This is a genomic window from Amycolatopsis kentuckyensis (genome assembly GCF_002155975.1).
Classification (GTDB): domain Bacteria; phylum Actinomycetota; class Actinomycetes; order Mycobacteriales; family Pseudonocardiaceae; genus Amycolatopsis; species Amycolatopsis kentuckyensis.
On the sequence record NZ_MUMI01000074.1, the window covers coordinates 21,181 to 36,796 of the forward strand.

At 68.9% G+C, this 15,616-nt stretch carries 16 protein-coding genes, 1 tRNA gene and 1 pseudogene; 6 read left to right on the forward strand and 12 right to left on the reverse strand.

All coding sequences use genetic code 11. From position 1 onward, the window contains the following. Positions 1–8 precede the first annotated feature (8 nt). Genes CCN39_RS08000 through rdgB form a run of 3 tightly spaced genes read left to right on the forward strand, consistent with a single transcriptional unit; the run spans position 9 to position 2,176 of the window. A complete protein-coding gene (locus CCN39_RS08000; RefSeq protein WP_086839889.1) occupies positions 9–776 on the forward strand; it encodes an MBL fold metallo-hydrolase in 768 nt (255 codons plus the stop codon). A gap of 24 nt (positions 777–800) precedes the next feature. After that, a complete protein-coding gene (gene rph / locus CCN39_RS08005) occupies positions 801–1,577 on the forward strand; it encodes a ribonuclease PH (RefSeq protein ID WP_086839891.1) in 777 nt (258 codons plus the stop codon). Further along, positions 1,574–2,176, forward strand: coding sequence for an RdgB/HAM1 family non-canonical purine NTP pyrophosphatase (rdgB, locus tag CCN39_RS08010; RefSeq protein WP_086839894.1), 603 nt, complete (start codon positions 1,574–1,576; stop codon positions 2,174–2,176). Before rph ends, rdgB begins: the two co-directional genes overlap by 4 nt. 24 nt (positions 2,177–2,200) lie before the next feature. Here rdgB and CCN39_RS08015 read toward each other — a convergent pair. The 9 genes and pseudogenes from CCN39_RS08015 to CCN39_RS08055 form a co-directional block, all read right to left on the reverse strand. Further along, a pseudogene (locus tag CCN39_RS08015) lies at positions 2,201–2,541 on the reverse strand (transposase); the annotation flags it as partial. Between the two features lie 102 nt (positions 2,542–2,643). Next, positions 2,644–3,762: a hypothetical protein gene (locus tag CCN39_RS49270; protein WP_143263979.1), complete on the reverse strand. Its 1,119-nt coding sequence runs from the start codon at positions 3,760–3,762 to the stop codon at positions 2,644–2,646. A gap of 194 nt (positions 3,763–3,956) precedes the next feature. After that, positions 3,957–7,151 carry an NACHT domain-containing protein gene (locus tag CCN39_RS08025; RefSeq protein ID WP_086839899.1) on the reverse strand — a complete coding sequence of 1,065 codons (3,195 nt, stop codon included), beginning with the start codon at positions 7,149–7,151 and terminating at the stop codon, positions 3,957–3,959. A gap of 79 nt (positions 7,152–7,230) precedes the next feature. Further along, positions 7,231–7,704, reverse strand: coding sequence for a thioredoxin-dependent thiol peroxidase (bcp, locus tag CCN39_RS08030; protein WP_086839901.1), 474 nt, complete (start codon positions 7,702–7,704; stop codon positions 7,231–7,233). A 15-nt stretch (positions 7,705–7,719) separates the two neighbouring features. Next, a complete protein-coding gene (locus CCN39_RS08035; protein ID WP_086839904.1) occupies positions 7,720–8,265 on the reverse strand; it encodes a hypothetical protein in 546 nt (181 codons plus the stop codon). A 190-nt stretch (positions 8,266–8,455) separates the two neighbouring features. After that, complete coding sequence (locus CCN39_RS08040; protein WP_043776723.1) at positions 8,456–8,638, reverse strand: hypothetical protein; 183 nt, start codon at positions 8,636–8,638, stop codon at positions 8,456–8,458. Positions 8,639–8,767: 129 nt separating this feature from the next. Next, a complete protein-coding gene (locus CCN39_RS08045; protein WP_086839906.1) occupies positions 8,768–9,655 on the reverse strand; it encodes a hypothetical protein in 888 nt (295 codons plus the stop codon). A 68-nt stretch (positions 9,656–9,723) separates the two neighbouring features. Beyond that, positions 9,724–10,488 (reverse strand): NAD(P)-binding domain-containing protein, encoded by a 765-nt coding sequence (locus tag CCN39_RS08050; RefSeq protein ID WP_086839908.1) that lies wholly within the window; start codon positions 10,486–10,488, stop codon positions 9,724–9,726. A gap of 8 nt (positions 10,489–10,496) precedes the next feature. Beyond that, a complete protein-coding gene (locus tag CCN39_RS08055) occupies positions 10,497–11,447 on the reverse strand; it encodes a saccharopine dehydrogenase NADP-binding domain-containing protein (protein WP_086839910.1) in 951 nt (316 codons plus the stop codon). A gap of 70 nt (positions 11,448–11,517) precedes the next feature. On the opposite strand from CCN39_RS08055, the gene CCN39_RS08060 reads away from it, so the two are divergent. Next, the gene (locus tag CCN39_RS08060) at positions 11,518–12,435 is read left to right on the forward strand and encodes a helix-turn-helix domain-containing protein (RefSeq protein WP_167455008.1); all 918 of its coding nucleotides are present in this window, start codon (positions 11,518–11,520) and stop codon (positions 12,433–12,435) included. 16 nt (positions 12,436–12,451) lie between these two features. On the opposite strand, the gene CCN39_RS08065 is transcribed toward CCN39_RS08060, so the two are convergent. After that, positions 12,452–12,525: transfer RNA gene (locus tag CCN39_RS08065), tRNA-Leu, on the reverse strand. 99 nt (positions 12,526–12,624) lie between these two features. On the opposite strand from CCN39_RS08065, the gene CCN39_RS08070 reads away from it, so the two are divergent. Beyond that, complete coding sequence (locus tag CCN39_RS08070; protein WP_004559246.1) at positions 12,625–12,846, forward strand: DUF3618 domain-containing protein; 222 nt, start codon at positions 12,625–12,627, stop codon at positions 12,844–12,846. Positions 12,847–12,849: 3 nt separating this feature from the next. Here CCN39_RS08070 and CCN39_RS08075 read toward each other — a convergent pair whose 3' ends face one another. Continuing rightward, positions 12,850–13,269: a hypothetical protein gene (locus CCN39_RS08075; protein WP_208630173.1), complete on the reverse strand. Its 420-nt coding sequence runs from the start codon at positions 13,267–13,269 to the stop codon at positions 12,850–12,852. Between the two features lie 203 nt (positions 13,270–13,472). Beyond that, complete coding sequence (locus CCN39_RS08080; RefSeq protein WP_167455009.1) at positions 13,473–14,030, reverse strand: TetR/AcrR family transcriptional regulator; 558 nt, start codon at positions 14,028–14,030, stop codon at positions 13,473–13,475. Positions 14,031–14,143: 113 nt separating this feature from the next. Between CCN39_RS08080 and CCN39_RS08085 the strand changes: the two genes are divergently transcribed. Continuing rightward, positions 14,144–15,601 carry a flavin-containing monooxygenase gene (locus tag CCN39_RS08085; RefSeq protein ID WP_086839918.1) on the forward strand — a complete coding sequence of 486 codons (1,458 nt, stop codon included), beginning with the start codon at positions 14,144–14,146 and terminating at the stop codon, positions 15,599–15,601. The last annotated feature ends 15 nt before the right edge of the window (positions 15,602–15,616 follow it).

Consider the following 15,616-nt stretch of genomic DNA (forward strand, 5'->3'; position numbering starts at 1 on the left):
GTGTCGTCGTGCGACTGACCATCCTCGGGTGCTCCGGCAGCATCCCCGGGCCGAACGCCGCCGCGTCCGGTTACCTGGTCGAGGCGGAGGGTTTCCTGCTCGGCCTCGAACTCGGCAACGGCACGCTCGCGCAGCTGCAGGCCGTGGCCGACCCGTTCGACCTGGACGCGCTCGTGCTCACGCACCTGCACCCCGACCACTGTGCCGACGTCAGCGCGCTCACCGTCCTGCGGCGCTACCACCCGGCGCCGCCGTACCCGGCGCGCCCGCGCCTGCTGCCGCTGTACGCCCCGCCGGACGCGCCGGTCCGGCTGGCCAACGCGTACGCGCCCAACGAGACCGAGCGGGTCGTCACGGACCTCTCCGACGTCTACGACTTCCGGCCGCTGCGGCCCGAGCCGTTCCGGATCGGGCCGTTCGAAGTCCTCGCGGTCGAGGTCGACCACCCGACCCCGGCGTACGGCCTGCGGATCTCCTACGGCGGCCGGATCCTGGCGTTCACCGGCGACACCGGCCCGTGCCGGGCCCTGAACGAGCTCGCCGACGGCGTCGACCTGCTGCTCGCCGAAGCGTCCTGGACGGACTCGTCCGAGCGGCCGGCCGGGGTGCACCTGTCCGGCAAGCAGGCCGGCGAGCTGGCCCGCGACGCCGGGGTCGGGCGGCTGCTGCTGACGCACATCGCGCCGTGGACCGACGCCGGGGCGGTGCTGGCCGAGGCCTCGGCCGGGTTTCCCGGTGCGGAGGTCGTCAAGCAGGGTGCCGTCTACGACGTCTGAGCGGGCCGGTCATAGAGTGCACCTGTGGCTCGTAAAGATGGCAGGAACGACGACCAGCTCCGTGACATCAGGATCACCCGGGGGTTCCAGCAGTGGCCGGCGGGGTCGGTGCTGATCGAATTCGGCAACACGCGGGTGCTGTGCGCGGCGAGCGTCACCGAAGGGGTGCCGCGCTGGCGGGCCGGCTCCGGCCTCGGCTGGGTGACGGCGGAGTACGCGATGCTGCCGTCGGCGACCAACACCCGCGGTGACCGCGAATCGGTGAAGGGCCGGATCGGCGGCCGCACGCACGAGATTTCGCGGCTGATCGGCCGGTCGCTGCGCGCCTGCATCGACCTGGCGGCCCTGGGCGAGAACACGATCGTCATCGACTGCGACGTCATCCAGGCCGACGGCGGCACCCGCACGGCCGCGGTGACCGGCGGTTACGTGGCCCTGGCGGACGCGATCACGTGGCTGGCCGCGGCGAACCGGCTCAACGACCCGCAGCCCCTGTCGTCCTCGGTGGCGGCGGTGAGCGTCGGCGTGGTCGACGGCCGCGTCCGGCTGGACCTGCCGTACGAAGAGGACTCGCGCGCCGAGGTCGACATGAACGTGGTGGCCACGGACGCGGGCACGTTGATCGAGGTTCAGGGCACCGGCGAGGGCGCCACCTTCGCCCGGTCCACTTTGGACACGATGCTGGACATGGCGCTGGCCGGGTGCGCGGAACTGACCCGCTTGCAGAACGAGGCCCTGGCGCTGCCGTACCCGGGCGAGCTGCCGGAGCCGCGTCCGGACAAGAAGAAGGGCTCGAAGTGACGAAGCTGCTTCTGGCTACGCGCAACGCGAAGAAGCTCGGCGAACTGCGGCGGATCGTTGCCGCGGAAGGCCTTGCGGGCATCGAGGTGATCGGTCTTGCCGACGTGCCTTCGTTCCCGGAGGCGCCCGAGACGGCGCCGGACTTCGAGGGCAACGCGGTCGCGAAGGCTCGTGACGCCGTTGCTGCGACGGGGTTGCCTTCCATCGCCGATGACTCGGGTATCGCCGTCGACGCGTTGAACGGGATGCCGGGAGTGCTGTCGGCGCGGTGGTCCGGGCGGCACGGGGACGACGACGCGAACCTGGATCTGGTGCTGGGACAGCTTTCCGACGTGCCGGACGAGCGACGCGGGGCACAGTTCGTGTGCGTCGCGGCGCTGGTGTTGCCGTCGGGCGAGGAGACGGTGGTCCGCGGCGAGTGGCGGGGGACGCTCGTGCGCTCGCGGCGCGGGACGAACGGGTTCGGGTACGACCCGATCTTCCGGCCGGACGGCGAGAACCGGACGTCGGCGGAGATGGAGCCGGCGGAGAAGGACGCGGTTTCGCACCGGGGGCTGGCTTTGCGGGCGCTGGTGCCGGCGCTGCGGGATCTGGCTTAGAGGTCAGTTCAGAATGAGTTTGCGGCGGTCGACTGGGCTGGGTCCGGTGTGGTCCCCCCTTTGAGCGCCCGCAGGTGGGTGGAGTCGACCAACGCGGCGGAGAGGTCCAGCAGCGCGGCGGCACGTAGCTCGGCGAGCAGGCGTTCGTGCAGTTGCTGCCAGAGGCCGGCTTCGTGCCATTCGGTCAGCCGCCGCCAGCAGGTGGCCCCCGAGGCGCCGAACAGCGCTGTCGGCAGGCGGTTCCAGCCGATACCGGTGCGGATCACGTACAGGATGTCTTCCAGTGCGGCGCGGTCATCAGCGCGCTTGCGGCCCGGGTAGCGGAACCGCCGCGGGTATACCGGAAGGAGCGGCTCGAGCCGCCGCTCTCACAACTGGTCGGTCAGAACCTCCTCGCGCATACCACGATGCCGGAAATCCCTGCAGCCCAGCAAAGGCGACACGCCGACTTATTCTGAACTGACCCCTTAGAGATAGTCTGATTGGCGAGCTTTGGTCAGCATCCACACGTAGTACCATTTGTTGTGACGGAAAGCCCGTTTGTTGTATTCGGTCGTGGCGTTGATGACGCCCCAAATTCCACCGGAAGCGCCGAGTGTGGCGACTGCGCTGGCAAGCGCGGGGCCGTAGACCGCGATAAGGACAGCCCCCACGGTGCCGAGCACCGCGCCGGTGGAGGCGACTGCCCGCTTTCGGCTGGCTTTGCTCAAATCGATTCCGATGGACCGGATCCCGTCGTTGATTTCCAACCCGATCTTCACGAGGGCGCGCTCGGACTGGATATCGTTGATCGCATCGTCTAGCTCCAGCAAGCGTAGTCGGAGAAAATCACGAAAGGCGGTGTAGGCATCGAATTCGCCTATGGTGATTTTTCCGAAATCGCTTAGATTGACACCCTCCAGGAATGGTAGTTCAGTGTGTAGAACTGGGCGAACTGTTCGACTCTTGATCGCTTCGACGCCCGAGCAGTCAACGGCTCGTCCGTTGCGAATCAGGAAGTCATAGGTGCTGAGTTCCCGTCTAATTTCGCTAGCGCGCCCGTATCTTTCTCCATAACGCGTGGGATAGGTGGCGTCGCTGTAGCTGGGCAGATACCATGCGAGACCAGACTTGAGGAGCGGTTCGGCGTCGAGGATCCAGCGTCCAGTGGCGTCGCGATCCGGACAACGGAAACCGCCGACCAACTCCCGACCGTCTCGGTTTTGTCTTATTATAGATCCGGCGAATGCGCCTTCTTTGCCGCCAGCGGCAAAGTCGACCTCGTCAATTGTGGGGCTCAATGGGTAGAATTTTCCAGCCCAGTCATGCGACAGTAGTAGAGTGTCAGATATCAATACGGCGCGTTTCGTCAGATCAGCCAAGCCTTTGCTGCTGTTTCCCAGTGCTATTGACACATGAAAACGCGACTTCTTTAGATTTCGCGTTCCTTTGACCCCGCCTTTCCCGTGCTGATCCCAGAGATGTTCAACGTATCTACTGGTTACGTCGGCTGGGCGCTTTTTGTCATCCGGTGAAAGGGTGTTGAAAAATGACCTCATCCGGCGAGCTACCGCCTCGTTTTGCACGTTTTGCCTGCGATTGAACACCTGTAGAAGGTAGCAGACTCGGTGTGATCTTGCAGTCACCTGTATCGCCCTGGCCCCCCAAGTCGCTCGCGCACGACCTTACGGCAACCCCGCATCAATACCGAACGACGAGCCGACGGACCACCAGGCCATACCCGCCTCTGAGCTGCCCGATCATCTGCATCCGAAAATTTATTCTGAACTGACTTCTTAGTCTAAACCGAAGTCGCCAGCTGAACGCCGGGTCCGAGTTGCGTCGAATCCGAGCGCTTGACGTTGTCCAGGACGATGCCTATTTCGAGGCCCGCGAAAGGCGTCAAGTCCACCGGGTCCTCGATGTGGGCCAGGTACAGTCGCCGCAAGCCGGGCAGCAAAGCGAGCCTGCGGGTGTCAAGATGGTCGAGATCCGTGATCGACAGGTGTGTGACCGGAAGTTCGCTCATCGGGCCCACTTCGTCGAGGACGATGCCGTTGAGTTCCAGTTCTCGGACATTCGGAAACGTGTTGCAGATCGCTTCCGCTGAAATCGTCCTCTTTTCTTTTTGATACCTGTTCGAGAGCAGGGTGGAAGTGACTGAAGTCAGGCTCGCGCTGCCACGAAAAGTTCGGTCGGCGCAGTCCCAGAGTCCGACTTTCTTGAGGCGGGCAAGCGGGGCGAGTGCGTCGATTCCGTTGAGGTGGTGAACCTGGTCGAGGTGTAATTCCTCGATCTGGTGGAGTTTTCCGAGTGATTCTATGCTCTGCCAGGGTGAGTTGCGGAACAGGGTCAGCGACTTCAGTGAGGAAATCTTTCCCAGTCTGGCTGTGTTCGTGTACCGGTGCGCGAAATACAGGGAGATGTCTTCGATTTCGCGCTGAACGCACAGCGGTGTCACGTCGATGACGGCGTCGTCGGGGAGGTGTACGCTGAGGCCTCTCAGGTGCGGAACGTTCTCGAGGAATTCGAAGTTCGCCTGTTCTTCCGAACTGGGAAGTAATGCGTAGACTTTAGTCAGGTGCTTGAGCTCGCGAGTGTGGGGCAGCATTCGGGTCGCGAAGACCTGCAGTGTTCCGTTGGCGAGGGGCGAGTCGGACAGCACCTCCGTGGCGAATCGTTCGGGGTCGAAATACCGCCACGCTCGAGATAGCTGGAACTGGACAACTTGCCTGGAGTCCTGGGCATAACTGCGCAGGAGTTCGAACGCGTCGTTCCCCGCGGTCAGTGCCGCGGTCCGAACCGAGGCTGCCGCGACCGCGTCCGACAACCCGTCCAAGCTCGGGGGCAAGTACCTCAACACCCGCCGTCCGATGGTCGCCAACGACTGAGTTTCGCGGATACTTCGTGGCGGTACCAGAGTCTCCTTGATGACATCTTCCACTCGGCTGATGACCGCGGGCTCGGCATTGCTCACCGTTTCCAGGCAGGCCGCCGCCAGGAGCCGCAGGTGCCGGGCGTACCGAGGGTCCTCGTCGGCGCGGTCCAGAATTCCCCGGAGCAGCTTCCCCGCCTGATGGTGTTTTGCATGGCCGCAGGCCATCACGATCGTCTCCCACCAGGTATCCAGGTGGGCTCGATCGATCAGCGTCTCCACGTGGTCCTGCTCGGTCGCCTCGTTCGCCGCCAGGCACTCCTGGAACGTCCGGTGCACGAAGTCCACGCGATCCGGTACCGGTTCGCGCAACACACCGCTTCGTTCGAGCAAGTGGTTGAGTACCTCGTCCGGCGTGTGGTCGACGTGCGGCAACGATGGCAGCCGCCGGGCGATGTGCTCGCGCGCGCGGTCCTTGGACAACTCCACTTTCGAAGCCAGGGAAAGGCGCCACGCCAGATCGCCGAGCAGGACCTGCTTTTGCGCCTCGGTGAGGAGCACGCCTATCCGGCGTTCCGCATCGCGCAGGTGGAGCAGCATCGACAGCGCCTTGCGGTACAGGTCCATCCGGTCACGCGGCAGCTCCGACCGGTGGGCCAGGTTCAGCGCGCACAGCATGGCGCACAGCAACGGGCTCGCGGCGAGTGTCCGCAGGTGTGGTCGGCTGTCGAGCTGGTTGAGCAGCCGCCGTTGTACCGCCGAGAGATCGGTGCCGGGCCGGACTGTGCCGCCGGCTGCTGCGGCCCGGTGCCAGCGGGTCACCAGTGCCTCGATGTCGTCGGCGCTCATCGACTCCAGCAGGACGCAGTCGAAGCCTTCCGCGGCCAACCAGCGTTGGTCGGCCGCGGCCGACCGGGACGTGACGACGAACAGGGTGTCGGTGAAGGCCAGCGACAGCTTCCGCAACCAGGCCTTGACCTCCCGGCGGTGGTTGGCCCCGACCTCGTCGACGCCGTCGACCAGCACCATGGCCCGGCCGGCTTCGAGGACCCGCCGAGCCCAGCCTTCCGGCGGTGCCAGCATCGGCGCGATGTGCGGGACGAACTCCTCCGGCCGCGGCAGTGGCTCGGCGGCGAAGCTCCGCAGCCGGATGGGGAACGGCACCCGGCCGTTCCAATCGGCGAGTTTCCCGGTGAACTCGGCGCGCGCCGCGGTCACCGCCAGCCAGTCCAGCAGCGTCGTCTTTCCCGAGCCGGCCTCGCCGCGCACGAGGATTCGGGTCGACTCGCCGAGCGCGCTCTCGACGCGCATATTGGCGTTACCGTCCCGGTTGTGCCGCTTCTTGAACCACAGCTCGTCCTTTCGGTGGCTCGGTCGTCGCCGCTCGCTTTCGGTGGAAACACTCAAGCTGAGGTAGGCGACCGTCAACGGCAGCGCGGGCTGGTCGTCCATCGTCAGGCCGAGCAGCTCGAGCCGGTCGAGGTCACGGGCCAGCAGGTGCAGGTACGCCGCTTCGAACTCGGCGTCGTGGTCGACGCCCTCGATGGCGGCGAGGCTCGTCTTCGGCACCCGGGCCAGCAGCTCTTCCAGCTGTTCGCTTTGCCGTGCGAGCTGTCCCAGCACCGCGGCGAGTGCCCGGGGCTGGAACGACGGCAGGTGCCGGACCACCTGCACGAGGTGGCGGCACGCCTGGTCCAGCGCCAGCTCGTACAGTGCGGCCGCCTTCGGGGCGAGGAGTCGTTCGCGCGAGAGGTCGCCGCGGATCTTCCGGGCCAGCTGCTCGGGATCCGCGTTCGCCGCCAGCAACGCCTCGTCGGACAGGTCCGCCTTCGTCAAGGCGTCTTCCACCGCGAGGAACGCTGCCTCGATCTCGTGCGGCGGCAACGTCGAGAAGCGGTCGGCGAGGACCGGCTCCAGTTGTTCGGCCACCTGCATGCCGATGTGCTGGACGAGGTTCTCCAGCTTGGCCCGCTCCAGCGGCCCCTTCAGCTCACCCGCCGCCAGGTCGACCAGGTCGGCAGACCTCGCGACACCGGCCTTCCGGCGTTGCAGCCACGACTTCGCCGCCGCCGAAGCGATCTGGCCGCCCAGTTTCAGGGCCGGCCCCTCCAGGCTTGTCAATGCGTCCTCCCCGCCCTCCGACCGCCGGATGATTCCTGCGGAACGGGGCGGCGGCAAGCCTGCGATCGGGTGGCGCGCCTCAGGACGCCAGGCCGAGGTCCCGGATCAGCTTGGCCACGTGGCCGGTTGCGCGGACGTTGTAGAAGGCGTGGGCGATCTTGCCCTCCGGGTCGACGACGAACGTCGAACGGATCACGCCCAGGTACGTCTTGCCGTAGTTCTTCTTCTCGCCGTACGCGCCCCACGCCTCGATGACCGTCTTCTCGGGGTCGCCCAGCAGCGGGAACGTGAGGCCTTCGTTCGAGACGAACTTCGCGAGCTTCGCCTGCGTGTCCGGCGAGATGCCGATGACCTGGTAGCCGGCGTCGTTCAGCTCGGCGAGGTTGTCGCGGAAGTCGCAGGCCTGCTTGGTGCAGCCCGGTGTGCTCGCCGCCGGGTAGAAGTACACCACCACGGACCGGCCGCGGAAGTCGCGCAGGGACACTTCCTCGCCCTCGCTGTCGGGCAGGGTGAAGTCCGGGGCTTCGTCACCGGGGGAAAGGCGCTCGGTCATGCTCCGAGCCTAACGTCAGGCAGGGCCGCAGTAGGTGACCGCGGCGGCTTCCGTCGCGCTCGGGCGGATCTGCAGCCGCAGCTGGGTCTGCTCGCGCGGTACCGCGAACGCCAGCGTGATGTGCACCGAGCGGCCCGGCAGCACGTCCTTGCCCGCGTCGGTGATCCCGGTGAAACCCTGGGTGGTGTCCACGACCTGCTTGACCGCGGCGCCGCGCGCGGTGGCGGTCACGTTGAGGCCCGAGAGCTTGTACGTCGTCGAGCCGTCGTTGGTCAGCTGGACGTCGAACGCCGCGCCGCGCGGGCTCTGCGGGTACGCCGACGGGCTGGGCCGGAACGACTGGGGGGAGCCGACCGAGATCGTGAGGCCGCTGGCGAACCGGTGGTCGGCGCCGAACTTGAGGTCGTTGGCCGCCGGCGCGGCCGAGGCGCCGGCGCCCGCGGGGGAGCCGGCCGCGCCGAGGGCCGCGGTGCCCTCGTGAGCCGAAGGAACCCCGCACGCCACCGCCAGGCTGAGCAGTCCTGCGGTGAACATGATCTTGCGGGTGCGCGCGAGCGCCATTGCGGGTACTCCAGTCGGCGGGTCGGGTGCCGTCGGCAACGGGGGATTGCCGGGGGAACCCGCTCCACTCTGGCCGTGATCGCGCGCGGTTACGAGGCGCAACCGGGGGTTGTCGCGCACCTGGTGCCACCCCGTGGCCAATCCGTGACCGGAACGGCACGGCTGGTGACAATCTCTGGCCACATGCCACTTAAACCGCGAGCGCGAACAACAGGATGAAGATCGCGACGCCGGCCACCCACGCCGCCATCAGCCAGCCGAAATCCCGGACCGGGTCGACCGCGCGGCTCTCCTCGCCGGGCACGTACACGCCGCGCTCCTCGAACCAGTCCGCCCAGCGGGCGAACCAGCGCAACGGGTTGCGCGACGCCATGCTGCACCTCCGGGGGCCGGTTTACCCCGTCACAGTACGCGTTCGGTCACGCACGCCGGAAGGCGCGGGCGGCTGTCCACTCCCGACTTACCACGGTCGGGTGAACGTCGATATCGCTGGTGTAGAAGTTCAGGCCAGACCGTGACGGCGCAGGATCGTCACCGCACGGACCGTCGCGTACCCGCGCCATTCGAGCGACGCGGCGGGCGAGAAGCTCGCGAAATCCACCCGCCAGCCGCCGTCGTCCTGTTGCGCAGCCGCGAGCCGCCGCAGTTCGGCGTCGACGACGTCACCGGCGAACAACGCGCGCGCCGGGCGGTCCGGCCACGGCGCGAAATCCAAGGCACGGAGGGTTTCGCCCGCCGAACCACCGTCCACCGGGGCCAGTCCGTCGGCCGGGACGAACGCGGCGAGGTGCTCCAGGAGCGCGGGCGCCTCTTCGTGGAGTTCGTGTGCCGCGTCGACGAACTGCACCGCGAAAGACAACGCGATCGCATGCGGTGGCGCGGAAAGCTCGCGGATGGCGCGGAAGCAGTACCGCGTCGCCGCGGCCAGCCACGGGTGCTCTCGCACGGCCCGGTCGTGCCGGGCGACGCGCAGGGCCACACCGGCGGTGAACGCGGTGCTCTGCAGCGTGGCTTCCGCCGGATCGGCCTGGGTCCAGAAGGGAGCGCAGCCGGCGGGGTCCGCCACGGGCAGCGCGAACGGCAGGCCGCCGTCCGGACGGGACGCCGTCGCCAGCCAGTCGCAGAGCTTCGCCGCGTGCGGCGTCGTGGCCGGAGCGATCTCCTCGAACACCTCGAAGGCGTGGAGGGCGCCGCCGGGCTGGCTTTCCGGCGCGCGCAGGTCCGGTTCGAGGCCCCAGCCGTAGCCGCCGTCGGGGTTGCGGTAGCCGTCGACGGCGGCCAGCACCGCGTCGGCGTCGGTGGCGCCGCCGAGCAGCTCGAAACGGCGGCGGTCGAGGAGGCGGGCGTGCGTCGCCATGAAGGACGCCGCCGCAGGAAGGTTCACGGACATGCCGCCAGCGTCGCACCCCGCCCGGCCGGCCGTCTTGAACGGATCGGACCCCGGGGCAGCGGCGTCCGCTATCGAGTCGTCAGGCGGGCGCGGACGTCGTCGAGGCTCTTCTCGATGTGGGCGGGGACGCCGGCTTCCCGCAGCGCGGTCCGGAACTGTTCGTTGATGCCGCCGGGCGTCATGTGCTTGGCCGCCAGCTCGCCGAGGGTGCCACCGTGCCGGCGGAGGGTGTGGCCGAGCTCGCCGAAAACGTGGGCCACGTAAGCGTTCGCGGCTTCGGGGGAGACGCCGTGCCCGGTCATCCAGGCGGCGATGGTGGCGAGCTGGTCGAGGTGTGCCGCGAAGGTGGCGGTGGCCGCGCTGAAGGTGGCCAGGGCGCTTTCGCTTTCGGGGACGACCACTTCGCCGACGCTCTCGAAGAGCGCGCGGGCGACGGCGTCCTCCGGGTACACCGCGGTGCAGCTCGCGCGGCGGCTCGCGGTCGGCAGCGGGATCGCCCGGACGACCCGCTCGGCCGGCGACACCCGGGCTCGCAGCTCGGCGAGGGCGACCCCGGCGACCGCGCTCACCACGACGTGGTCCGGGCGGAAGGCGAGGTCCGCCAAGACGTCCTGGGCGATTTGCGGCCGCACGGCGATCACGACGACGGCGGTGCGGTCGAGCACTTCCTGGTTACTGCCGCAGATCCGCACGTTCGGGAACCGGCCGGCCAGGTCGTGGGCGATGCCGTGGTTGCGCGGCGAGAGGAAGACCTGCGGCGGAGTTCCCCCGCTGAGGCCTTCGACGATCGCCGCGGTGAGCTCCCCGGTGCCCACGAACCCGTACGACTGCACGGTGAACCCTAACTCGCCCGCTCCACCGTGATGTGCGGCGCCAGCGCCCGGAGGAAGTCGGCCGCGTCGAACATCTCGCCCGCCGTGGCGACGCCCTTCACCTTCGTCCGCCCGGTCAGGATCCGGTCCACCGCTTCCACCGCCAGCGGCGCGCTCACCGCGTAGATGTCCTCGCCGCGCGCCACGATCCGGCGCTCGTCGTCGCCGGCGCGCACCACGACGTCCACCACGAACGTCTCGGCCGCGTCGCGCTCGCCGGCCGCCGCCAGGCCCTGTGCCGCGTCGACCGTCATGTAGCTGGTGACGTCGCGGACCTCGAGGTGCCGCGGGATGGTCACGATGTCGGCCATCGAGAACTCGCCGAAGACCGGCCGCGAGCCGAGCGGCTCGGGGAACGCCCACTCGCGCGTCGGCAGGGCGTCGTCGCGGTACTCCAGGCGGCCGCCGGCGTACCGGATGCGCTTGCCGCCACGGCGTTCCCGGGACACCCGGCCCGCCGCGAGCGTGCCCTCGGTCGGGCGCCAGCCGCTGAGCCCGTAGGCGACGTGGATCTCGTCGGCCGCCGCCCAGTCGCCCATCGCCGCCGTGGCCAGCAGGTCGGCCAGGCCGCCGAAGAACGCCATCGCGGGCACCACCGCGGTGTCGGCGGTCAGCGCGAGGGTGTCGAGGTTCGCCTCGATCTCGGCGGCGACGTCGACGTACGGGACGCCGGCGCGGATGGCCGCCTCGACGAGCGGGAGGGCGGTGTCGGCGAACGGGCCCGCGCAGTTGATCACCGCGTCGACGCCGTCGAGCGCGCGGTCGAGGGCCGCCGGATCGTCGGCCGCCGCCGGCCGCCCGCCCGGCAGCTTCGCCGCGTTCCGTCCGGAAAGGACCACGTCGTATCCGCGTTCTCGCAGCTCAGCCACCACGAAGCGGCCGGTGTGCCCATAAGCGCCGTAAACCAGTACCGAAGTCATGAGGCAATCCTGGCGAGGGTGGACCGCGGTCACCAGTGTCCGGAACGACGTGCTGCGTACACTTTCGGACATGCACGCTGTCGCCCTCGCCGCCACCGACGGGATGCTGTCGTTCGAGCTGACGATCGCCACCGAGGTGTTCGGCGACGACCCCCGGTACGGCTTCGCGGTCTGCGGCTCGGCGCCGGTGCGGGTGGGCCGGTTCCTGCTGGAGCCCGACCACGGCCTCGACCGCCTGGCGCGCGCGGACACGGTGATCGTGCCGGGCTGGGCCGACGTCGACGTGCCCCCGCCGGCCGACCTGGTCGACGCGGTGCGCGCGGCCCACGCCCGCGGCGCGCGGCTGGCGTCGCTGTGCACGGGCGCGTTCGTGCTGGCGGCGGCCGGCCTGCTGGACGGCTTGCGCGCGACCACGCACTGGGCCCACACGGACGTCCTCGCCGCCCGCTACCCGGGCGTGACGGTGGACCCGGACGTGCTGTACGTGGACAACGGCCAGGTCCTCACCTCGGCGGGCAAAGCGGCGGCGATGGACCTGTGCCTCCACCTGGTCCGCGCCGACCACGGCCCGGCGGCGGCCAACGCGATCGCCCGCCGCCTGGTGGTGCCCCCGCACCGGGCGGGCGGCCAGGCCCAGTTCGTCACGACCCCGGTCCCGAGCCGCGACGACCACCCGCTGGCCGCGCTCCTCCCGTGGATCACGGCCCGCCTCGACCGGCCGCTGACGGTCGAGGACCTCGCGCGTGAAGCGAACATGAGCAGCCGCCACCTGGGCCGGCACTTCCGTTCGGCCACGGTCACGACACCGTTGCAGTGGTTGCTGAACCTGCGCATCCGCCGGGCCCAGGAGCTGCTGGAGAACACGGACGCGAGCATCGACGCGGTGGCGGAGGCGGTCGGCATGGGCACGGCGACGACGCTGCGGCGGCACTTCAACCGGACGGTCGGGGTGCCGCCGGACACCTATCGCCGGACGTTCCGGAGCTGAGGGTCGTCGGGGTGGGTGGGCCCGGAGAGACTCGAACTCTCACTGGCATGGACCTAAACCATGTGCCTCTGCCAATTGGGCTACGGGCCCCAGCAACTGGAAGCGTAGCGGTGCGGCGTGGCCCGTGCGGACGCGGCGGGGCGGTCGACTAAGTTGGGGCCCGGAAGTCCCATGCGGCGAGGAGGACACGTGGCCCGCGATCCCGAGACGATCGAGCGTGAGATCGAGCAGGCTAGGACCGCCCTGGCGGCGACGCTCGACCAGCTGACCGTCAAGGCCGACCCGAAGAAGCTCGCCGACGCGGCCAAGGACGGCGTGCGCGCCAAGCTGGACAACCCCAAGGTCAAGTTCCCGCTGATCGGTGCGGGCGTCCTCGTGCTGGTCCTGCTGGTGCGCAAGCTCCTCAAGTAGCGCTCAGGCCTGCTTCGCCGGCGCCTTGCTCTCCGTGGCGGGCGCCGGCTCGGCCGGGGCCTTGCGGTCTTCGACCGCCTTCGGGAGCTGCTTGCTCGGCGGCAGCTGGGGCTTCTTGTCCGCCGAAGCCGGAGTCTGCTGCTTCGGCACGCTGCCGGGCGGCGGGACCTCGAGCGGCGGCAGCTTCGGGAGCGTCAGCCGGGCCGTCATGTACGCGCTGGTGAAGTCCAGCGCACTGCCGTTGAGCAGGTGCACCACCGTCGTCCTGGCGTCGCCGGCGAGCTCCTCGACCAGCTGGTCGGCCCGGTCGCGCGCGGCGATGATGCCCGGCTCACGGGCGGTCAGCTCCTTGCCGCGGCCGCTGACTGTGATGGCCCAATCGGCGTCTTCCCGCACGTAGGTCGCCGTGATCGTTTCCACCATCTGCCTCACACCCCTCTCCCTCGCAACATCCTTACACAACCGTGACTCGGTCACCGCACTTTCGTGACGTGACTCCCGAGCCCCTCCTCCGGCCGTGAAAGTCCAGCACACTTTCTACCGTGTCATCAGAACAGTAGAGCAACTCTGTGTCACAGGACACGATTGCTGTGAGTAACGACCAGATGGCCTAGTGCACGCGCAGGCTAACGTGCACGACCCCGCAGGCCGCTCCACAGCACGTCCATGGCGTACCCGGTGGCCATTTCGGGGCTCACTTCCTCGTGCCGCTCGCACCAGATCGCGAGCCGTTCGCACGCTCCGACCACGAATTCCGCGGCCGCTTCGGCCCGCAGCTCGTCCCCGTTGTCGAAGTAGCCGCTCATCAGCGCGGCGATGAGGTCGGTCTGCTGACGACGGGTCTCCTCGACCTCGTCGGCGGCCGGCGTGCCGATCAGCGCCATCTCGTGCCGCAGCAGCGACCACGCCTGGCGCCGCTCCCGGATGAAGACGAAGAAGGCCAGCAGGCCGCGGCGCAGCGCGTCCTCGGCGTCGGCCGCGCCGACGGTCGCCTGCTCGGTGACCTCGCGCAGCACCGCCCGCGACTCCCGGATGCAGGCGAGCAGCAGGCCTTCCTTCGAGTTGAAGTACTCGTAGAGCATCGGCTTCGAGACGCCCACCAGTTCGGCGATCTCGTCCATCGACGCCGCCGCGTAGCCGCGTGTCGAAAACACCTGCTCGGCGACCTCGATCATCTGCCGCATCCGGTCGGCTCGTGGCATGCGCTTGCGCTTCGCGGTGGTCACGGGTAACACTCTACCGCTGGTAACCTACTCTCAGTAAGATGGACGACGAGTAACAGGAACCCGGAGGCGTCATGGGCAACCGCACGGAGACCGGGGTCGTCATCGTCGGGACCGGGTTCTCCGGTCTCGGCATGGCGATCCAGCTGCGCAAGGAGGGCCGCGAGGACTTCGTCATCCTCGAAAAGGCCCACGACGTCGGCGGCACCTGGCGGGACAACAGCTACCCGGGGTGCGCCTGCGACATCCCGTCGCACATGTACTCGTTCTCCTTCGAGCAGAACCCGGGCTGGTCGCGGGCCTACTCGCCGCAGCCGGAGATCTGGCGCTACATGCGCGAGGTCGCCGACAAGCACGACCTGCGCCGGTTCGTCCGGTTCGGGCAGGAGATGACCGGCGCCCGCTGGGACGGCGAAGAAGGCCGATGGCACGTCGCCACGAGGGGCGGCGACGAGTTCGTCGGGACCGCGCTGGTCGCCGGGGTCGGCGCCCTCCACCTGCCGATGATCCCGGAGCTGCCCGGGATCGAGCGGTTCGAGGGCCCGGCCTACCATTCCGCGCGGTGGCGGCACGACGTCGACCTCGCGGGCAAGAAGGTCGCCGTCATCGGCACCGGCGCCAGCGCGGTCCAGTTCGTGCCGAAGATCGCGCCCGAGGTGGCGGAGCTGACGCTGTTCCAGCGGACGCCGCCGTGGATCATGCCGAAGGCCGACCACGAGATGTCCGGCCGCACGCGCGCGCTGTTCAAGGCGTTCCCGCCGGCCCAGCGCGCCTACCGCACCCTGCTCTACTGGCTGCTCGAAGCGCGGGCGGTCGGCTTCAACGGCCAGTCGTGGGTGATGAAGCTCGGGCAGCGGCTCGCCAAGCGCAACATCCACCGCGCGATCGCGGACCCGCAGCTGCGGCGCAAGGTCACCCCGGACTACACGATGGGCTGCAAGCGCGTGCTCATCTCCAACGACTACTACCCGGCACTGGCGCGCGACAACGTCGACGTCGTGACCGAGGGCGTGCGGGAGGTCCGCGAACGCAGCGTCGTCGACGCCGCGGGAGTCGAGCACGAGGCCGACGTCATCATCTACGGGACCGGCTTCCACGTCACCGACGCCTTCGACGACCTGGAGATCGTCGGCCGCGACGGGCGCAACCTCGGCAAGGAGTGGGCGACCGAGGGGATGCGGACGCACCTCGGCATCACCGTCGCCGGGTTCCCGAACCTGTTCTTCCTGCTCGGCCCGAACACCGGTCTCGGGCACAACTCGGTCGTGTTCATGATCGAGGCCCAGATCTCGTACGTCGCCGAAGCGCTCCGGCTGGCCCGGGGGAAGGCCATCGAGCCGAAGCTCGAAGTGCAGGAGCGGTTCAACGCGCAGATCCAGCGCAAGCTCGCGAAGGGCATCTGGACCCGCGGGGGCTGCCGGAGCTGGTACCTGGACGCGAAGGGCGTCAACCGGACGATCTGGCCCGGCTTCACCTGGCGGTACTGGCTGGACACGCGGAAGGTGCGGCGCGAGGACTTCCTGGTCGGCTGAGCGGGCGGGTCCCTC

Excerpts from the sequence above, each read along its gene's own strand:
- bcp (WP_086839901.1), bottom strand. The coding sequence starts at position 7,704 with ATGACCGAGCGCCTTTCCCCCGGTGACGAAGCCCCGGACTTCACCCTG.
- CCN39_RS08035 (WP_086839904.1), bottom strand. The coding sequence starts at position 8,265 with ATGGCGCTCGCGCGCACCCGCAAGATCATGTTCACCGCAGGACTGCTC.
- CCN39_RS08040 (WP_043776723.1), bottom strand. The coding sequence starts at position 8,638 with ATGGCGTCGCGCAACCCGTTGCGCTGGTTCGCCCGCTGGGCGGACTGG.
- CCN39_RS08045 (WP_086839906.1), bottom strand. The coding sequence starts at position 9,655 with ATGTCCGTGAACCTTCCTGCGGCGGCGTCCTTCATGGCGACGCACGCC.
- CCN39_RS08055 (WP_086839910.1), bottom strand. The coding sequence starts at position 11,447 with ATGACTTCGGTACTGGTTTACGGCGCTTATGGGCACACCGGCCGCTTC.
- CCN39_RS08060 (WP_167455008.1), top strand. The coding sequence starts at position 11,518 with ATGCACGCTGTCGCCCTCGCCGCCACCGACGGGATGCTGTCGTTCGAG.
- CCN39_RS08075 (WP_208630173.1), bottom strand. The coding sequence starts at position 13,269 with ATGGTGGAAACGATCACGGCGACCTACGTGCGGGAAGACGCCGATTGG.
- CCN39_RS08080 (WP_167455009.1), bottom strand. The coding sequence starts at position 14,030 with ATGCGGCAGATGATCGAGGTCGCCGAGCAGGTGTTTTCGACACGCGGC.
- CCN39_RS08085 (WP_086839918.1), top strand. The coding sequence starts at position 14,144 with ATGGGCAACCGCACGGAGACCGGGGTCGTCATCGTCGGGACCGGGTTC.